The 18066-nt window shown below is 60.9% G+C and carries 17 protein-coding genes and 4 tRNA genes; 15 read left to right on the top strand and 6 right to left on the bottom strand.

Features of this window, described 5'->3' with window-relative positions; genetic code table 11:
• Positions 1-53: 53 nt before the first annotated feature.
• The 3 genes from C2L71_RS10320 to C2L71_RS10310 all read right to left on the bottom strand — a co-directional run bounded on the left by C2L71_RS10320 (position 54) and on the right by C2L71_RS10310 (position 3695).
• Complete coding sequence (locus tag C2L71_RS10320) at positions 54-1451, bottom strand: MFS transporter (protein WP_103265675.1); 1398 nt, start codon at positions 1449-1451, stop codon at positions 54-56.
• Positions 1452-1551: 100 nt separating this feature from the next.
• A complete protein-coding gene (locus tag C2L71_RS10315; protein WP_103265674.1) occupies positions 1552-2826 on the bottom strand; it encodes a CaiB/BaiF CoA transferase family protein in 1275 nt (424 codons plus the stop codon).
• A gap of 65 nt (positions 2827-2891) precedes the next feature.
• Positions 2892-3695, bottom strand: a complete 804-nt coding sequence (locus tag C2L71_RS10310; RefSeq protein WP_103265673.1) for an enoyl-CoA hydratase/isomerase family protein — start codon at positions 3693-3695, stop codon at positions 2892-2894.
• Positions 3696-3771: 76 nt separating this feature from the next.
• Here C2L71_RS10310 and C2L71_RS10305 point away from each other — a divergent pair, with 76 nt between their 5' ends.
• The 3 genes from C2L71_RS10305 (at position 3772) to putP (ending at position 7036) form a co-directional block, all read left to right on the top strand.
• Positions 3772-4668 carry a LysR family transcriptional regulator gene (locus C2L71_RS10305; RefSeq protein WP_103265672.1) on the top strand — a complete coding sequence of 299 codons (897 nt, stop codon included), beginning with the start codon at positions 3772-3774 and terminating at the stop codon, positions 4666-4668.
• A gap of 439 nt (positions 4669-5107) precedes the next feature.
• A complete protein-coding gene (locus tag C2L71_RS10300; RefSeq protein ID WP_103265671.1) occupies positions 5108-5290 on the top strand; it encodes a hypothetical protein in 183 nt (60 codons plus the stop codon).
• A 183-nt stretch (positions 5291-5473) separates the two neighbouring features.
• Positions 5474-7036 carry a sodium/proline symporter PutP gene (gene putP / locus C2L71_RS10295; RefSeq protein ID WP_103265670.1) on the top strand — a complete coding sequence of 521 codons (1563 nt, stop codon included), beginning with the start codon at positions 5474-5476 and terminating at the stop codon, positions 7034-7036.
• Positions 7037-7096: 60 nt separating this feature from the next.
• On the opposite strand, the gene C2L71_RS10290 is transcribed toward putP, so the two are convergent.
• Positions 7097-7603 carry a DNA-deoxyinosine glycosylase gene (locus C2L71_RS10290; protein WP_103265669.1) on the bottom strand — a complete coding sequence of 169 codons (507 nt, stop codon included), beginning with the start codon at positions 7601-7603 and terminating at the stop codon, positions 7097-7099.
• A 248-nt stretch (positions 7604-7851) separates the two neighbouring features.
• Here C2L71_RS10290 and C2L71_RS10285 point away from each other — a divergent pair, with 248 nt between their 5' ends.
• From C2L71_RS10285 to rplA, 11 genes are all read left to right on the top strand, one after another.
• Positions 7852-8364: a YbhB/YbcL family Raf kinase inhibitor-like protein gene (locus C2L71_RS10285; RefSeq protein ID WP_103265668.1), complete on the top strand. Its 513-nt coding sequence runs from the start codon at positions 7852-7854 to the stop codon at positions 8362-8364.
• A 190-nt stretch (positions 8365-8554) separates the two neighbouring features.
• A tRNA-Tyr gene (locus C2L71_RS10280) sits at positions 8555-8639 on the top strand.
• Positions 8640-8644: 5 nt separating this feature from the next.
• Positions 8645-8720: transfer RNA gene (locus C2L71_RS10275), tRNA-Thr, on the top strand.
• Between the two features lie 9 nt (positions 8721-8729).
• Positions 8730-8806: transfer RNA gene (locus tag C2L71_RS10270), tRNA-Met, on the top strand.
• An 87-nt stretch (positions 8807-8893) separates the two neighbouring features.
• Entirely contained in the window at positions 8894-10096 is a 1203-nt protein-coding gene (gene tuf, locus C2L71_RS10265; RefSeq protein WP_103265667.1) for an elongation factor Tu, read from the top strand.
• Positions 10097-10198: 102 nt separating this feature from the next.
• The gene (gene rpmG, locus C2L71_RS10260) at positions 10199-10348 is read left to right on the top strand and encodes a 50S ribosomal protein L33 (RefSeq protein WP_103265666.1); all 150 of its coding nucleotides are present in this window, start codon (positions 10199-10201) and stop codon (positions 10346-10348) included.
• Positions 10349-10373: 25 nt separating this feature from the next.
• A tRNA-Trp gene (locus C2L71_RS10255) sits at positions 10374-10450 on the top strand.
• Positions 10451-10560: 110 nt separating this feature from the next.
• Positions 10561-11016 (top strand): preprotein translocase subunit SecE, encoded by a 456-nt coding sequence (gene secE, locus C2L71_RS10250; protein ID WP_157938966.1) that lies wholly within the window; start codon positions 10561-10563, stop codon positions 11014-11016.
• A 14-nt stretch (positions 11017-11030) separates the two neighbouring features.
• Positions 11031-11561, top strand: a complete 531-nt coding sequence (gene nusG, locus C2L71_RS10245) for a transcription termination/antitermination protein NusG (RefSeq protein ID WP_103265664.1) — start codon at positions 11031-11033, stop codon at positions 11559-11561.
• 110 nt (positions 11562-11671) lie between these two features.
• Complete coding sequence (gene rplK / locus C2L71_RS10240; RefSeq protein WP_103265663.1) at positions 11672-12175, top strand: 50S ribosomal protein L11; 504 nt, start codon at positions 11672-11674, stop codon at positions 12173-12175.
• Between the two features lie 87 nt (positions 12176-12262).
• On the top strand, positions 12263-12976 hold the full coding sequence (gene rplA, locus C2L71_RS10235) for a 50S ribosomal protein L1 (RefSeq protein ID WP_103265662.1): 714 nt from the start codon (positions 12263-12265) through the stop codon (positions 12974-12976).
• A 444-nt stretch (positions 12977-13420) separates the two neighbouring features.
• Here the strand turns inward: rplA and C2L71_RS10230 are convergent, their stop codons facing one another.
• Positions 13421-14731 (bottom strand): hypothetical protein, encoded by a 1311-nt coding sequence (locus C2L71_RS10230; RefSeq protein WP_103265661.1) that lies wholly within the window; start codon positions 14729-14731, stop codon positions 13421-13423.
• Positions 14732-14989: 258 nt separating this feature from the next.
• Here C2L71_RS10230 and map point away from each other — a divergent pair, with 258 nt between their 5' ends.
• Positions 14990-15760: a type I methionyl aminopeptidase gene (map, locus tag C2L71_RS10225; protein WP_103265660.1), complete on the top strand. Its 771-nt coding sequence runs from the start codon at positions 14990-14992 to the stop codon at positions 15758-15760.
• A gap of 151 nt (positions 15761-15911) precedes the next feature.
• On the opposite strand, the gene murJ is transcribed toward map, so the two are convergent.
• Entirely contained in the window at positions 15912-17930 is a 2019-nt protein-coding gene (gene murJ / locus C2L71_RS10220) for a murein biosynthesis integral membrane protein MurJ (RefSeq protein ID WP_103265659.1), read from the bottom strand.
• Between the last annotated feature and the right edge of the window lie 136 nt (positions 17931-18066).

Genomic DNA, 18066 nt, shown 5'->3' with positions numbered 1-18066 from the left:
GGCGCGGGGCGGGAAGGGGCGACCCTCCCCGCGCCCGGCAAGCCCTGCAGGCCCTAGGCGCCCTCGGCCGCAGCCTCGGCCTCGGCCGCCGCCTCCGCGGCGAGCTGGGCGTCGTCTTTGTACCAGGCCCTTCGGCGCGCCTTGTCCCCCGCCTTCCAGGTGTAGAGCAAAAGCCCGAAGGTCACCGTGAGCACGATCAGCCCTCCGATGAAGAAGCCGTGCCAGCCGAAGCCCTCGGCCACGAGCGCCCAGCCGGTGGCCCCGAGCGCCCCGATGCCGTTGAAGACGGTGATCATCCACGAGTAGATCTTGTCGAAGTCCCGCCCGCCGAACACCTCGCGCACGAGGAAGGGCAGCATCGCAGTCGAGCAGGCGTAGGCCAGGCCGTAGAACAGTCCGCTGCAGAACATGGGCCAGATGCCCGCCTCGCCCATGAGTTGGGGCAGCCACCACATGAGCACAAGCCCGATCACGCCGCCGATGTAGCCGATAGCCTGGGCGGCCACGATGGAGCGCGACTCGACAAACCCGATGAGCACCTTGCCGCCGCCCTGCCCGGCGCTCGCGAAGGCCTCAAGAGTGCCCGAGAGCAAAAGCAGTGCCACGAGCGCCTGTCCGCCCCAGCCGTCGTGGCCAAGGAACTGCACGTAGGTGGCAAAGAGCTGCGACATGGTGGTGATGGTGTTCAGAAGGCCCGCGCCCAGAAGCAGCGTCCAGAAGAAGGGCATCTTGAGGACCTCCTTGGCGCGGAACCCCGGCTCCTCGGCGGCCTGCTCGCCCGCCGCCTCGAGCTCGGCGGCCTGCGCCGCGGCGTCGAGCGGCATGCCATAGGGCAGCGTTCCGCACTCCTGCGGGGTGCGCTTGACGAAGATCGCGATGAACGGCACGGTGCCGATCGCCATCGCCACGCCGAAGATGAGGTAGAGCGTGTGCCAGCCCGCAAGCTCCGGGCCGAGCACGAACTGCCCGACGATGTTCCAGACGACCCCGCCCACGCCCGTCATCGCGAACACGATGCCGGTGACGGTGCCGTAGTTGGTGTGGAACCACCGGGAGAGGATGCCGGCGGTCATCGTGAACTCGATGCACACCAGTCCCAGCCCGATGACGAAACCCGCCACCCAGTAGCACCAGATGGCCGGGTAGAATGCGAAGCCCATGTAGGGCACGACGACCATGAGGGCCGCCGCGACGCACACCGACTTGGCGCTGAACCTGTCGAACAGGTAGCCCATGGGCGCCGCGCCCGCCATCTGGCCGAGGTAGACGAACGTGATGTAGAGCGAGACCTGCGAGACCGGTACGCCGAAGTGCTCGGAGACCGGCCGGTAGCACAGGCCCGCCGCCGTGAAGATGATGCCCACGGCGGTCAGGAGCGTGAGCGCCATGGTGACCACGACGCCGATGTGGCGGGCGGTGAGGCCCTGCCTGGCTATTTTCTCAGCTGACATGACTCCTCCTTATCGTGTTGCGGTTGCGAAGATCGCCGCATCCCCTCTGCTTAACAGCCCCATTTCTCGGCGATGCGCGCGATCGGCGTAGCATCTCTCGCTACCGATCTTTGGAGCGGGGACCAAAGCTTGGCTCGAGTGCCGACGCGGGTAGCTCGGGGCCGTCGTAGCAGATCACGGCGCTTCCGTCGAGGCGCTCGATATCCTCGTCGGTATAGCCGTACGCTCGCATGATGCGGGCCGTATCGTAGCCGATCGGTCGGCTCTTGCGCAGAACGGGGTCTCCCAGGCTGTCGAAGCGGATGGGGGAGGTGGGCAGCACCTTTGTGCCGAATGCATCGTATTCCAAAGGACGGAGGATGTCATTGGCGTAGGCCTCCTCGTCTTTGAGCACGTCCTCGGGCCGGAACAGACGTTGATAAGGGATTTCCTTCTCCTTGAACACCGGCTCCCAATACTCCCAGTCCCGGGTGAGAAACTGCTCCTCCATGATCCTGACCACCTCGGCGTTGCGACCGCTCCCATCGTTGATGGCCTCTGCGGTATCGTAGCGTTTATCGCCCACCATACGATCGAGCCCGATGGCTCGCATCGTGTGCTCGTAGAACAGGTCGTAGCTGCCGAAGCAGATGAGAAACCAGATCCCATCCTTGGAGCAGTAGGTGTTGTTCGTCGGGCACGTGGCGTCGTAACGGGACTTGGGCCATGTATCGCCGAACTGTGTGCCGCCAAGCATCATCTGCAGCGACCAGAGCGCGCAATGGTACAGGTTAACCGTCACTTTGTCGCCGACGCCCGTCCGGTCTTTGCGCACGAGCGCGCCCAGAAGACCAGCGGTGATAGCCAACGACGTGTTCCAGTCGCCCATCGCCGCGGGCCAATTGATAGGCTGATCGCCGGCTTGCGACAAGCTGGCCAGGTAGCCGCCGCGCGCGCCGTAGGCGGTCGCGTCGAATCCCTTCGTATCCTTTTCGGGTCCGTATTCGCCGTAGCCGCGTACCTGCCCCCATACGAGATGGGGGTGGCGTGCATGAACGCTCTCCCAGTCGAGGTGGAGCTTCTTGAGCGCCTTGTCGCGGAAGCTCGTGAGCATGATGTCGGCGTCGGCCAAAAGGGTGTGCAGAAACGCCATGCCCTCCTCGGTTTTCAGGTTGACGCTCAGGAAGTTCTTGTTCAGCGAGGCAAAGTCGAACGCCGGATCGTCGATGTCGGTTTTTTGCATTCCGAAGGCAGGGCCGTTCGTCCGGTACTCGTCGCCCGAGGCCGGCTCGATCTTGTAGACGGTCGCCCCCATCTCGCCGAGTATTCGCGGGCACGCCGGCGCGGCGACGTATCCGGTGAGTTCGACCACTTTGATTCCTTCCAGCCCTCGCATAAGCTCATCCCTCTCTTTTCCGAAGCTCGTCTTTCATGTCGAGAAAACTGCGCGCCATGGACTTGTCAGCGCCCTTTCCAAGCGGGTGGGCGCTTTTCCATGAACGCCGAGGTGCCCTCATGCGCATCTTCGGAGTTTTTCGCCTGCTCGTTCAGCTCCTCCATCATGCGCCATCCGTCTGATTCAGAAATGAAGCTCTTGTCCATGCAGTCGTAGACGGCGCGCTTGGTCATGCGCACCGCCAAAGGTCCGTTCGCCATGATGGCCCGAGCCAGGTCGAGGGCTGTATCCATGAGCTTGTCTTCCGGTACGGCGCGGTTTGCAAGACCCCACTGCACCGCCGTTTGCGCGTCGATGGGACGTCCAGTCAACAGCAGCTCTACGGCGTGCTTAAGGTGGATTGAGCGGCCGATCCTGAGCGGCGCGCCTCCTCCTCCGGGAAAAAGTGCATTTTTGACCTCTGGAAACGATATCGTCGCGTCATCGCTGATGACGGCGAGGTCGCTTGCAAGCAGCATCTCGGCGCCGCCTCCGACCACTTTGCCGTTTGCAGCGATGATGATGGGCTTGCTCCAGTAGCGCCGCGTCATGCCTCCTGTTCCCCAGGTTTCGCGCCCTGCGGGCGGAGCGAGCGTTTTGGCATTGTATTCCTTGAGGTCCGCGCCGGCGCAAAACACCTTTCCCGTGTTCGTCAGCACGGCCACCGCCAAATCGGCGGAGCGGTCGAAGTAGGCGAACGCATCGCAGAGTTCCGCCCACATCGCGGAGTTGATGGCGTTGCGCGCTTCCGGGCGATCCAGGGTGATGACGTACACTCCATCGTCCTCGGTTGTCTTGATGTTGTCGAAGTCGAATTCGGGTCCTGCCATGCTTCCTCCTTCTTCCGCCGTGCCCCCGTTTTCTTGACGGGGGGTGGTATCATGCCCCTAACGATAAGGGGGTGTTATGAACCTCGATCATCTTTACTACTTCAAGTCGCTCGTCGAAACGGGGAGCCGAAACGACACGGCCCGCATCATGTCAATCACCCAGCCGACACTCTCTCTTGCCATCAGTAAGCTTGAGAAAGAGCTCGGCGTGTCGCTATTTGAGAAAAAGAAAGGCGCGGTCGAGCTGACCAAGGACGGGCGCGCATTCTACGAGTACGTCGCCACGTCGCTGCACTTCCTCGACAACGGCGTGGCCCTTCTGCGCGAGAAGCAGGGCAAATTCAATCGAACCGAAATCAACATCGGTGCCATTTACTCCGTGCAGGATGAGGACTGGTCGCGGATCATCTACGAATTTCGCCAGCGGACGCATGGCGCTATCCGTATCAACGTAAAGCAGTCAACTACGCCTGCTCTGCTTAAGAACCTCAAAAACGGTGTGGTGGATGTCGCCTTCGCCGGAACGATGGGACCCGATCCCGAGATCAGGTTCGATCCGTGCTGGACTCAGGAGGCTGCGCTGGTGGTCAACCGCCTTCATCCCTTCAGCTCGCGTTCGAAGGTTTCCCTTGAAGAGCTGCGCGATCACTATCTAATATCGTATAACCTCAAAGGACCTATCGGCCCCGAGCTCGTCAAGCTCGTCGAAGGGCACGACCTTTCGATCGACTATCTGTACGCCGACGAGATAACGCTCACGTCCATCGTGGCGGGAAACCCCGACATCATGGCGATCGCGTGCCGATCGTGGCTGCTCGATTCGTACTGCAACGAAGTCAACCTCGTGCAGATAGCCGAGGCGCCCAAAGCGTTCAGACAGCTCTATATCTGCTCCAAAACGAACATCGTGCGGCCTCTCGTCGTCGATACGTTCATCGATCTCGCGGTTGCATACTGTGCAGGCGAACTGTGAACCTGCATGTTCTGTCTCTTTCGCGTTGTCAAAGAGCGACTGCGGGTTCGCGGCTGATCGGGCTTTGGGATACCCGCTTCCAGACAAGGTAAACCCATTCAAAGCGGAAGAACATCGATTCTTTTTAACAATGGGATGCATTATTTGAAAACGTAAAATTTAGCGTTTTCACCTTGATGAAAACTACTCAAATTTAGGGTTTTAACGGTCGTCCGTAACCGCGATAGGGAACATCGGAAGCGCATCCTTCGGCGCCTTTGGCCAAAGCGGCTTCTGATTATGCGCGGACTCGGTCGGCGTTCGCTCGGATGACCGCGACGCATGGGCGCGCCACGGCTTCGTGACAGCTCTGCTAACCGCTGCAACCAACCGACGCTCGGCTGTTCCGTCTCCGACCGGTGTGCGTAGGATGGAGGCCACCCGATGAAAGGAGGCTACCATGCCCATTCCTGACCCGCGTGCGAACGAGAAGAAAGAGACGTACATTTCGAGATGCATGGAGCACATTACCCGTTACGAGAAGGATGAGTATCCCGACCAGAAGCAACGGGCTGCCATCTGCTACTCCACCTGGGATCGCTGGCAGAACGAGCACGGCCATCCCGAGAAGGCGGAACACTAGACAGGTGCTGACGACGCGGTGGCCTGATCCGTCCGCCGCGTCACCTCCTTTTCCCGACAGCGAATTGCCTGTATCGGCCGTTTTGCCTGCACGCTGTCGAAACGTCGCGGTCCTCGGGCGCGCCTTGCCGTATAATCTGCCCGTTGCGGTCGACATGTCCGAGGAGAGGGGAAGGAACCGCCCATGGTTTCCAATGATTTCTGGGTCGTTTTCGCGATGCTCATCTATTTTATCGTGGTGGTGGTCATCGGCTTCATCTACGCGAAGCGATCGAACTCGTCGAGCGAGGAGTACTTTCTCGGCGGACGCGGCTTGGGACCGTGGCTTACCGCGCTCTCGGCGGAAGCGTCGGACATGTCGGGATGGCTGCTCATGGGCTTGCCGGGCGTCGCGTATTTCACCGGCGCATCGGATGCCATGTGGACGGCTATCGGTTTGGCCATCGGTACGTACCTGAACTGGAAATTCGTGGCCAAGCGCCTGCGCAAGTACTCCGAGAAGGCGAACAACTCCATCACGGTGCCGGACTTCTTCTCAAATCGCTTTCACGATGACAAGCATATCCTCATGACCATTGCCGCCATCATCATCCTCTTGTTCTTCAGTATTTATACCGGTTCGTGCTTTGTCACCTGCGGAAAACTGTTCTCCACGCTCTTCGGCTGGGATTACGCGACCATGATGGTTATCGGCGCGCTCATCGTATTTTTGTACACGTTCATGGGCGGGTACCTTTCGGTGTGCACGACCGACCTCATTCAGGGAACGCTCATGTTCTTCGCGCTGGTGACCGTGTTCATCGGCTCGGTGGCCGCGGCGGGCGGCGTCGACAACACCGTGGCGTTTTTGCAGGCCATCCCCGGCTTCCTGTCGGGCACCGAAATAGCCACGCCCGTTTTGGACGAGGCCGGCAATCAGATCGTGGAGAACGGAGCTCCGTTGTTCGCCGACGCCGGCACCTATGGCGTTATCACCATCGTGTCGGGATTGGCCTGGGGCCTTGGTTACTTCGGCATGCCGCAGGTGCTCGTGCGCTTCATGAGCGTGCGCCATTCGAATGAGATCAAGAAGTCTCGTATGATCGCCATGATCTGGCTCGTGGTTTCGCTCGCGTCGGCCGTGTGTATCGGCCTCATCGGCCGCGCGGTCATCCCGACGGAGTTCCTTACTCAGTCGGCTGCCGAAAGCGTGTTCATCGTGCTCTCCCACATGCTGCTGCCCTCGTTCTTCTGCGGATTGGTCGTGTCGGGCATCTTCGCGGCCGCTATGAGTTCGTCCTCGTCGTACCTTCTCATCTCCGGCTCGGCCGTGGCGACGAATATCTTCAAGGGGCTCATCAAGCGCGACGCAACCGATCGCCAGGTCATGATCGTGGCGCGCTTGACGTTGGTGGCTGTGCTCCTTTTCGGCATCTTCATCTCGCTCGATCAGAATTCGTCCATCTTCACCATCGTGTCCTATGCCTGGGCCGGCTTCGGTGCTTCGTTCGGACCGCTCATGCTGCTGTCGCTCTATTGGCGGCGCACGACGCTTCCCGGTGCGATTGCCGGCATGGTGTCCGGTGCTGCTACGGTCATCGTCTGGAACAACTTCGTGAGCCCGCTCGGCGGTTGGTTTGGCGTGTACGAGCTGCTCCCGGGCTTTTTGGTGGCGCTTGTCGTCATCGTCGTGGTGTCTCTGCTCACAAAGGAGCCCTCCAAGGAGGTCCAAGAGGAGTTCGACACGTATATGGAACTCGACGTGTAACATTCTCGGTTTCCGACGTTGCGTGCGTTGGGCGACCTGCGCACAACGCGCTCCGTCCCCCTACGGGCGGAGCGCGTTCTGTAGAGGACGGTACGCCTCGACAAGGTCGGCCAGGCGCATGCGGGCGTTCGCGGGACTTGTCGACGGCAGAGCGATATGCGGTAGCTGTTCGAGCAGCGGGGCGTTGAACCTGCGGTAGAGCGCCGACGCCTTTGCGCCGGTGGTGAATACGGTCCTTACGGGCGCAGCGTTGATGATGACGGACAGATCGTTGGGCACCGGGTTGGCGATGCTCGCGTCCGAGGCGCCTTCGATGGTGCACGAGGAAAGAACATCCCAGAGCGCAATGCCGTGCGTCACAAGAAACGCCGTGCGCTCCTCGATCGTGCGAGGCTCCGGCTCGGCGAACAGGGCTGCGAGCACCTTCCAAAAGCGATTCTGCGGATGCCCGTAGTAGAAGCCGGCCGTTCGCGAGGCGGGGGAGGGTATGGTCCCCAAGACGAGCGCTCGCGAACGCTCGTCGAAGATAGGTTTGAGCGGGTGCGTGATGCGATTCGGTCCGCCCATGGAGGCTTCCTTTCGGTCGGTGAGCCGTGTGCCCAAAGGGCGATGGCGATAAGCGAAGCACGATCGTAACAGATGCATGCCGGCATGTTTCGCGCTCACGGTTCGCCTATACTATATATACGCGTCTTGAAGACGCTCGCAGAGATGCGGTGTCGGCGGTCGAGCCTGGCCGCCGGCGGTCGAGCCTGGCGAACGTGCGCGCCGCCCTCTACGGCTTTGCATATGGGCTTTTCGGAAAGGGGATCGCAATGCGCATATCGGTTGATCTTGAGAACGGGCTCCTGCCCGACCGTTACGGCAAGTACGCGCCGATCGAATACCAACTGGAAGGCCATCCCATCCGCTCGTTTCCCATTGGTATCGAGGGCGTGCCTGCCGGCGCACGGTCTCTCGCGCTCACGTTCTTGGATTGGGACGCTATCCCGGTCGGCGGCTTCTGCTGGATACACTGGATTGCATGCAATTTCCCGCCCGAGACGAAGCTCATTCCTGAGAACGCGAGCGCTGCGGGTGCCATTCCGTGCGTGCAGGGCTCGAACAGCGATTTCTCGCCGTTCGCAGGAGGCCACACCAATCCTGTCCTTATCCATCGCTACGTGGGCCCGCAGCCGCCCGACAAGACGCATGATTACACGCTCACCCTGTATGCGCTCGACTGCAAACTCGACCTTGCGGACGGGTATTACCTGAACGAGTTTCGCCGGGCGATTCGCGGTCACGTGCTGGCTGAAGCATCTCTCGATCTGCCGAGCCGCGCGTGAGCGGAAGACGCTCGGTTCTCTGGGCTGCGAGGTCGAGAAAAGGAGTAATAGTGGAGAGACGCCCGGGGGCGTGTAAGCGGTTGACACGCCGAAGATCGTAGCGTATCATTCTCCTGCTCGCGTGTTCGGAAAGCATTTCGACGCGCGGCAGGCAGCTTGAAAATACACATGAATTGAAGCAGCGAAACAGGGGCGTGTGCCCGAGTGGCTAAAGGGGACGGGCTGTAAACCCGTTGGCTATGCCTACCTAGGTTCGAATCCTAGCGCGCCCACCATTTTCGCCTGTGTAGCTCAGTCGGTAGAGCACTTCCTTGGTAAGGAAGAGGTCGTCGGTTCAAGTCCGATCGCAGGCTCCACGTTTACCTGGCGGTGTAGCTCAGTTGGTCAGAGCACACGGTTCATACCCGTGGCGTCACTGGTTCAAATCCAGTCACCGCTACCATTGTATTCATCGCGTCCGCTTGTGCGGGCGCGTCGCTATTTTTTGTTTTTCTTTCACGAGAGCAAATCCCTATAAGGAGGATGACACATGGCTAAGGAGAAGTTCGAGCGTTCCAAGCCGCATGTTAACATCGGCACCATCGGCCACGTCGACCATGGCAAGACGACCCTGACGGCCGCCATTTCCAAGACGCTGTCCGAGAACGACGGCAGCCACGGCTCCGCGCATGCCGACTTCACGGCCTTCGAGAACATCGACAAGGCTCCCGAAGAGCGTGAGCGCGGCATCACGATCTCCATCGCCCACATCGAGTACGAGACGGACACGCGCCACTACGCGCACGTCGACTGCCCCGGCCACGCCGACTACGTGAAGAACATGATCACGGGCGCGGCTCAGATGGACGGCGCCATCCTCGTTATCGCCGCCACCGACGGCCCGATGGCTCAGACCCGCGAGCACATCCTGCTCGCCCGTCAGGTCGGCGTCCCCTACATCGTGGTCTTCCTCAACAAGTGCGACATGGTCGACGACGAAGAGCTCCTCGAGCTCGTCGAGATGGAAGTTCGCGAGCTGCTCGACAGCTACGAGTTCCCGGGCGACGACACCCCGATCATCCGCGGCTCCGCTCTGAAGGCCCTCGAGGGCGACAAAGCGTGGCAGGAGAAGGTTTGGGAGCTCATGGCGGCTGTCGACTCCTACATCCCGACGCCGGAGCGCATGATCGACAAGCCGTTCCTGATGGCCGTCGAGGACACCATGACCATCACCGGCCGCGGCACCGTTGCCACCGGTCGTGTGGAGCGCGGCACGCTGCACGTGAACGACCCGCTGGAGATCATCGGCATCAAGGAGACCCAGAACACGGTCTGCACCGGCATCGAGATGTTCCGCAAGCTGCTCGACGAAGCCCAGGCCGGCGACAACATCGGCTGCCTGCTCCGCGGCATCAAGCGCGAAGAGATTGTGCGCGGCCAGGTGCTCTGCAAGCCCGGTAGCGTGACCCCGCACACCGAGTTCGAGGGCCAGGTCTACATCCTGACGAAGGAAGAGGGCGGCCGCCACACGCCGTTCTTCGACGGCTACCGTCCGCAGTTCTACTTCCGCACGACGGACGTGACGGGCGTTGCCCACCTTCCCGAGGGCACCGAGATGGTCATGCCGGGCGACAACGTGGAGATCAAGGGCGAGCTCATTCACCCGATCGCCATGGAAGAGGGCCTGCGCTTCGCTATCCGCGAGGGCGGCCGTACGGTCGGCTCCGGTCGCGTGACGAAGATCATCAAGTAACACGGTTCGGCATTCTGCGGGGCCCGCTTGCGCGGGCCCCGCTCATGAGATTCATGTGTATGCGATCGAGCTCGTTTTCGAGACAAGGCAGAAGGAGAATTCATGCGTACGTTGGTCACCTTGGCGTGTACGGAGTGCAAGCGCCGTAATTACACGACCAAGAAGAACAAGCAGAACAATCCTGATCGCCTCGAGTTGAAGAAATACTGCAAGTGGTGCCGGTGCCATACCGTGCACAAAGAGACTCGATAGCGCATCAGAGGTTTGCACGAGCAATAGGCCAGTAGCTCCAATTGGTAGAGCGGCGGTCTCCAAAACCGCATGTTGGGGGTTCGAGTCCCTCCTGGCCTGCCAGCTCGATTGCTATGAGCAGCTTGCGTTCAGGTTGCTTCGATGAGCAGCTTGAAAACAGGCTGCTTGTTTGGCGTTTAGACGGATACACAATCCCCCGGTTAAGGAAGCAGATGGCGAAGAAATCAAAGACACAGCGAGCGAAGGCATCCGCTGCCCGTGCTGCCCGCAAGGAGCAAGCGCGCGCCGCAGAAGTCGCCGCTGCCGAGGCGAAGAAGGACGCCGAGGCCCGTGCCGCCGCAACCGAGGCGCCCAAGAAGCGGCTTTTTAAGAAGTCGGAAAAGAGCGCGGAATCCGCAGCAGACGGCAACAAGCAGGAGAAGGCCCCGAGCAAGAGCGTCGAAAAAAAGAGCGAAAAGAAGCCGGCTCCGAAAAAGCGGCGTTTCGGGTTCCTTAAAGATGTGCGTGCTGAACTGAAGCGCGTGACGTGGCCGACAAAACAGGATGTTTTGCGCTGGAGCATCGTCGTGACCGTCGCCCTCGTGTTCTTCGGAGTGTTCACGTACGCGTTCGACAACATCTCCACGCTCATCCTCATGGGCATTTCCGCCATACCGTCGCCGTTCTAAGGATGTGACGCGCAGTGTCTAAAAAATGGTACGTTCTGCATACGTACTCGGGATACGAGAACAAGGTCAAGAAAAACCTTGAGACGCGTATCGAAACGATGGGCCTCGAGAACAACGTCTTCGGCATCGAGATCCCGACGGAGATGGTCACCGAGATCAAAGAGGGTGGCCGTCGCGTCGAGAGCGAGAAGAAGGTGTTTCCGGGCTACGTGCTCGTCCGCATGGAGCTGGACGACCGCAGCTGGGCTGCGGTTCGCAACACTCCCGGCGTGACCGGGTTCGTGGGGGCCGACGGCAATCCCGCGCCGCTCACGCGCGACGAGTACAACAAGATCATGAAGCGCACGGATGTCAAGAAGAAGCCGGCTGTGTCTTCGAGCCTCGAAGTGGGCCAGTCCGTGAAGGTGGTTTCCGGGCCGCTTGCCGAGTTCGACGGGGTGGTGTCCGAGGTGTCTCCCGACGCCGGCAAAGTGCGCGTCATGGTTTCCATCTTCGGACGCGAAACGCCCGTCGAACTTTCGTTCGATCAGGTGGCCAAGATCTAGCGCGAACACAAGCGGTGTCGCGTGCCCGCGTGGACCGGGGCTTCTCATTCGACAGCATCCGCTTTGTTGATATAGGTTTGAGAATTGTGCTCAGCTGAAAGGATAGTTCAATGGCTGAAAAGAAAGCAACCGGCTTTATCAAGCTGCAGATTCCGGCCGGTGCCGCAAACCCGGCTCCTCCGGTCGGCCCTGCGCTTGGCGCCCAGGGCGTCAACATTATGCAGTTCTGCCAGGCGTTCAACGCCCAGACGCAAGATCAGTCCGGCACTATCATCCCGGTCGAGATCACGGTGTATGAGGATAAGTCGTTCACCTTCATCTGCAAGACCCCTCCGGCGGCAGTGCTTATCAAGGAAAAGCTCGGCATCCAGAGCGGATCGGGCCTTCCGCAGCTACAGCCCGTGGGAACCCTCACCGAGGATCAGCTTCGCGAGATTGCCGAGCTCAAGCTTCCCGATCTCAACGCCAACACCGTTGAAGCCGCCATGGAGATCATCGCCGGCACTGCGCGCAGCATGGGAGTGCGCATCGAAGGCCGTGAGATGAAGAAGAAGTACGTGCCGTCCAAAAAGGTGGCGGCAATGCTCCAGGGCAAGACGCTCGACGAAGACTAGTTACGCAGGTTGTAAAAGGGTTTCGACCCTGAACGTACAAGTGGAAGGGCGCTTGCGCGTCCGCTACGAACCACGAAAGGAAGCATCATGACCAAGTTGTCCAAGAACTATCGCGCCGCCGTCGAGAAGGTTGCGGACACCCCGTATGCGCCTCTTGAGGCCATGAAGCTCGTGAAGGAGATCGCTACGGCGAAATTCGACGAGACCGTTTCCGCCGACTTCCGCCTGGGTATTGACACGCGTCAGGCTGACCAGCAGCTCCGTGGTACGGTGAGTCTGCCGAACGGCTCGGGCAAGACCGTGCGCGTGGCCGTGTTCGCCGAGGGCGAGGCTGCCCGTGCCGCCGAGGAAGCCGGCGCCGACATCGTGGGTACCGACGAGCTTGTGCAGCAGATTCAGGCCGGCGAATTCAACTTCGACGCCGCCGTTGCCACGCCCGACCAGATGGGCAAGGTCGGCCGTCTTGGCAAGATTCTCGGCCCCCGCGGCCTTATGCCGAACCCCAAGCTCGGCACCGTTACGAACGACGTGGCGAAGGCTATCAACGAGCTCAAGGGCGGCCGCGTGGAATATCGCGCCGACCGCTACGGCATCGCGCATGTGATTCTCGGCAAGGCGAGCTTCACTGCCGAGCAGCTGGCAGAGAACTACGGCGCCGTGTACGATGAGATTCTGCGCATGAAGCCGGCCGCTGCCAAGGGTAAGTACGTGAAATCCGTCACGGTTTCCTCCACGATGAGCCCCGGCGTGAAGGTGGACTCCGGCGTGACCCGCGGCTACACGGAAGCGGCCGCTGAATAGCGTTTTGGCTGATACGCACAAAAAGAGAGGAGCCTCCGGGCTCCTCTCTTTTTGTGCGAGCAGTAGAACAAATGTTTCACGTGAAACATTTGTGATGGGCACGAGGCGCTCTGCGCAGGTGAGCGTTGGGCACCACCGTTGACGCGCGCACTGCAAGGAAGCGTCGGCCGCGCTGAAGGAGGGGCTGGTCGAGCCGTCTGCGAAGAACATGGTGGACTGGACAACGACCACAAGGCCGCCATGGTGCCGAATCTCAAGAGTGCTGTGCGACGAATCCGATGCTCGGTCCGTGCTGAACATGGGCACGCCGTGCCAGGAGGGAAGGGCGGACGCTCCGCGCGTTTGCTTGGGCTCGAAGAAGAACAATAAAAGCGCCCGCGGATCCCGCGGGCGCTTGGGCGTTCGGGCCGAATGAGCCGGCAGCGCATGCATGCCGAGTGCGTATTAAGCGAGCACAGCTTCGCGCTCTTCTTTAGCCTGCTGTTCGACCTCGTGGGCCTTTTTCCCGTAGCCCTGCACGCGAGCGAGCTTTGTATCGTCCTGCTTTCGGTTGCGCAGCTCGGGGATGGGGCTCTCGGCGTCCTCGGAACGATAGTCCTCGCCATCCTTCTCGATGAGCTGGCGGATGGCTTTGTGGCTCGGGACGTCCTGGGTACGGCCGTTCACCGCGTCGTTCCATTCGAAGTAGCGGAAGTCGCTCGGGACGTCGTCAATGTCCGCGAACTCTTCGTCCTGAGCCGTGAGCGTGACCTGTTCGGCCAGCACTTGACGCACGTAGTCCTTCGTGGGATGGAAGTCCAGAAGTTCGGGGAACTCGCCGTCGGGGATGATCTGCTGATACTCGGTGCCGTCGTACTTCTGCAGAAGGTCACTTACCATGGCAAGATGCATGCATTCCTGCTCGAAGTGCATCTCCCACATCTTCTTGACGTAGTTGTCCACTTCGGTCTCGTAGAACGAGTAGTACAGGTAGCATTCCTGATACTCATGCCACAGCATCATCTCGAGCCACGTCATGGACGGATCGATGAGCGAGCCGTAGTGTGTCACGTGCTGTTCTTCGACCATGCCGATCTCCTGGTACAGGTCGCGGCCGGGGCCTTCTGGCACGGTGTTGCCCAGATTCATATAGAAGTTCATCGTCTGCTGTTCGCCGGCGGTCAAGATGAGCGCTCCAAGCGTCGTGCGCATGTCGCCTGTCTTGGAGTTGCGGGGCATGCGGACGGAGTCTGCCGGATGGCGGTGATGCGCAATGGTTGGGCGGCCCGGCGTGATCTCCACGTAGTCGCGCACAAGCTTGTGCGCTGGGATATCCTCGTCGAACTTGAGCTGATCAGCATAGCGGTACAGGTGGTCGAAGTCCTCGAGTAGCGCGAAGTCCATGCAGGCCTTGGCGTACTCGTCGGGTTCGTGCATGGCAAGCCACGCCGTGAGGTCGACGGCGAGGTGCTCGTAGCCGATGGTGAGCTCGAGCGTAGACTCGTCCGAGGGGCTCATCCAGTTGATGCGCTTCTGCTGCTCCTGCTCCATGCGGCGGCACAAGGCAAGATCGCGGCGTAGGTCATTGTTTTCGCAGTGGCGCTGGAAGTTATGCCCGAACAGCGCGGCCTCGACCTCGATGCCGTTCATGAGGATGATACGGGCCTTCGTATAAGGGTCGGCTTCGAGCTTGTTGTAGGGTTTGACGGCGAGTTGCTTCCAGGTGGGAATCATCTCCATCAACGACTTCTTGGGCTTCTGCTCAAACGGGTTCATAGAGCCTCCTTCTTTGCTCAGTGCGTGTGCTCCGGCTCTTTGGCGCGGACGCGGATTCTGCTTCATCCTAGAGACGCACACATGGAATGCAGGGGGCGTGCGAACGGGCGTTTCCGGAGCGTTCGCGGGACGTTACGGTATGGATTCGGCCCCTTCGGGCTCGGCGTGGTGCCATGTCTCGGCATGGCATTCGGCGCGACGGGGCGCTATACTGGGCGGCGGCAAACGAACAGAGCATGTGGGAAGGTGTTGGCAGGCATGATCATCAGGAAGACACCGGCCGAGATCGAGGCCATGAAGGAAGCGGGACGCGTGTCGGCTCGGGTTCTTCGCGAAGTAGGCGCGCATGTGCGGCCGGGCGTGTCGACGCTCGAGCTGGATGAGCTGGCCGAGACTCTCATTCGAGCGGAGGGCGGCATCCCTGCGTTCAAGGGCTACGGTGGCTTTCCCGGCTCCATTTGCGCCTCGGTGAATGAGCAAATTGTGCACGGTATCCCATCGGCAAACGTCGTGCTCAAGGAGGGCGATATCATCTCTATCGACACGGGCGCCATCGTGGACGGATGGGTGGGTGACAACGCCTGGACGTATGCGGTGGGGAAGGTTTCGCCGGAGAAAAAGCGCCTTTTGGAGGTGACAGAGCAGTGCATGTGGGCGGGTCTCGACGCCGCGAGGCCCGGCAATCGGTTGGGCGACATCGGACATGCCGTGCAATCTATCGCTGAAGCGGAAGGCTTCGGCGTCGTGCGCGAGTACGTGGGTCATGGTATCGGCCGCGATATGCACGAAGACCCCAACGTTCCCAATTACGGTCATAAGCATACCGGGATAAAGCTTGAGCCGGGCATGGTGCTGGCGATCGAGCCCATGATCAATCTGGGCACGCACAAGACGCGTTCGATGCCTGACGGCTGGCTTGTGTGCACGCGCGACGGGCTTCCTTCGGCCCACTTCGAGAAGACGGTGGCTGTCACTGAGCATGGCCCGATGATACTGACAACTGAGGAGGGGTATCGTCGTCCGCTCTAGGCGCTCGTTGCCCTGAGTCGCCGCGCTGTAGGCTGGCGTTTCAGTATACAGCGCGGCGATGAGCCGGTTCGAGGGGGTTCGAATCCAGCCGCGTTCCTACCGGTTTCGCGGCTTTGCATCCGCCGCGCGCAGCCAATCGAGTGCAGGGAGATTACTTCTTGGCGTGCCGTGCACGCTTCATGATGGCGCCGGTCGCATCAGGTGGAAGCGGTTCGGGGCCAGAGGCTGGGGCAGCCGCATGTTGAGCGTGTTTTTCCGCAGGCGAGAGCCGTACCTCGGCCGTCTCGGCTAATCCGATGCTTTCGAGCGTCCCATCATCGGCGTCGTCCCCGGCTCCGAGCGCGTGATCAGGGCGCGCGTGCTTGCCGCGCGGCAGCGCCGGGTGCTCGTGTCGGTAATCGGCCGCTCCTGCGCGCCCGCGCCGATGCTCCCGAGTCTGGGCGGCCTCGCGGGCCTGCGCTTCTGCGGGCTTGCCGCCCGCGGGAGCAGTTCTGCGCTGTTTGCGCAAGCGGCTGCCGACTTTGTGCAGCAGGTCGGTGACGACGCTCATTTCAGGAACGCGGAGGAGCGCGCACAGCCCGAACACGGTTACGAGGCCGATGCTGCCGCAGACGACAAGGTGCAGAAGGCCCAAGGCCATGCCGGAGCCGGCGGGAAGGAGCATCGAAATGCCGAGCGTTACGACGACGCCGATACCGGCAGCGACGAGCACTCGGGCACTTGACCAGAGGATCGATCCCATTCCAAATGACCCAATGCGGCGGTACAGGATTGCGAGCATGATGATGCAGCATCCTGCGTAGTACGCGAGATCTGCGATGGGGACGCCTGCCAGGCCGAGGATTTCAGGCGAGCAGAGCAGCGCGTACAAGGCGCATTGTACGACGATCATGAGCAGGTTCACCACGGTGTATGCCACGAATTTGCGCATGCTCGCGAACACGTTATAGAGGTACTTGAGCACTGAATAGAAGGGCAGGGAAAGCACCCAGAGCGCGAGAATGGAGGCAACGTGGGCCGCATCCTCGGCTCCGAAGGCGCCCGCTTGGAACAGCTGCATGAGCGGGGTGGCCAACGCGGCCATGAGTCCTGCGAGCGGGATAATGAGCAAGAGGGTGCCGGAAATCCCCGTTCCTACGTGCCGGCGCAGGCCCTTCCAGTCCTCGCGCGCCACAGCCTCGCTCATCTCGGTGAACATGGTGCGCGATAGCGATACAGCCAGCACTCCATAGGGAAGCTGGTACCAGATCCATGCGTAGGCGAGGGTGGCCGGGCCATCCGCGCCCGCCTGAAGCGAGAAGGCGTTGCGAAATGAGAACGACACGAGGGTGCCTACGACGTAGATGAACGTGGGGCCCGCAATCTTGAGGGCGTCGACGAGCGCCGGATCCCGCAAATCGATGCGGAGCGAAAACCTGAATCCGGTCTTCAGAAGCGCCGGTATCTGTATGACGAACTGGACCACAACGCCAAGCGTCGTTCCGACGGCGAGCACGATGATGGCGAGCATGGGATCGAAGGAGGACAGGGGCACGTAGGCGAACAGCGACACGATGACCGCAATGTTGTTGAGCGCCGGCGCAAGCGCAGGCAAAAAGTAGATGCGATTAGCGTTGAGCACGCCGCTCACCACGCCGCCGATGCCGTAGAACACGATCTGCGCGGCGAAGATTTGGAAGAACAGCACAGCGTACTCGGTGACTTCCGCCTCGCTGCCCACGGTAAACGTCTGCGTTGCGACCACCTGGGGCGCGAAGACGGTGGCGAGGATAGAGAGGAGTCCCATCACGACAATGGTCAGGTTGAGGATATTGCCGGCGAAGCGGTTGCCGCCTTCCTGGCCAAACTTCTCCTTCTGCAAAAGGAACACCGGGATGAACGCGGCGCCCAGCAGGCCGCCGGCGACAAGGTCATAGATGGCGTTGGGCAGCGTATTTGCTATCTGATAGGCCGAGGTTACGAACGTGTTGCCGAGGGCAAAGGCCATCGCCCACGTACGCACGAGCCCGGTGACGCGCGATCCGAGCGTCGCTATGGACATGAGCGCGGTGGAGCGCGCCACGGAGGCGTGCGGAGCCTCTGCTTCGGAAGATGCCGACGTGGACTCGGCAGACGAGCCGGTTGGGCTCCGCATGCCGTCCATGCGCATGTGGCCGTTCCGTGCGCTCATCGAACCCCTTCCTGTGCTTGTGCTCAACCCGAGCGTGACGACCCGTGAAGCTTTGGCGAACATGAGAGGAGCGCCCTAAGCCGGTTAGGCCAACGTGCCTATAATGAGAGAATCGGACTTTCCGATGATCGAAATT

It is taken from the genome of Enteroscipio rubneri (assembly GCF_002899715.1).
GTDB classification, from domain to species: Bacteria; Actinomycetota; Coriobacteriia; order Coriobacteriales; family Eggerthellaceae; genus Enteroscipio; species Enteroscipio rubneri.
Note: the sequence above shows the minus strand (reverse complement) of the source record. Positions and strands in the feature narration are given on the sequence as shown.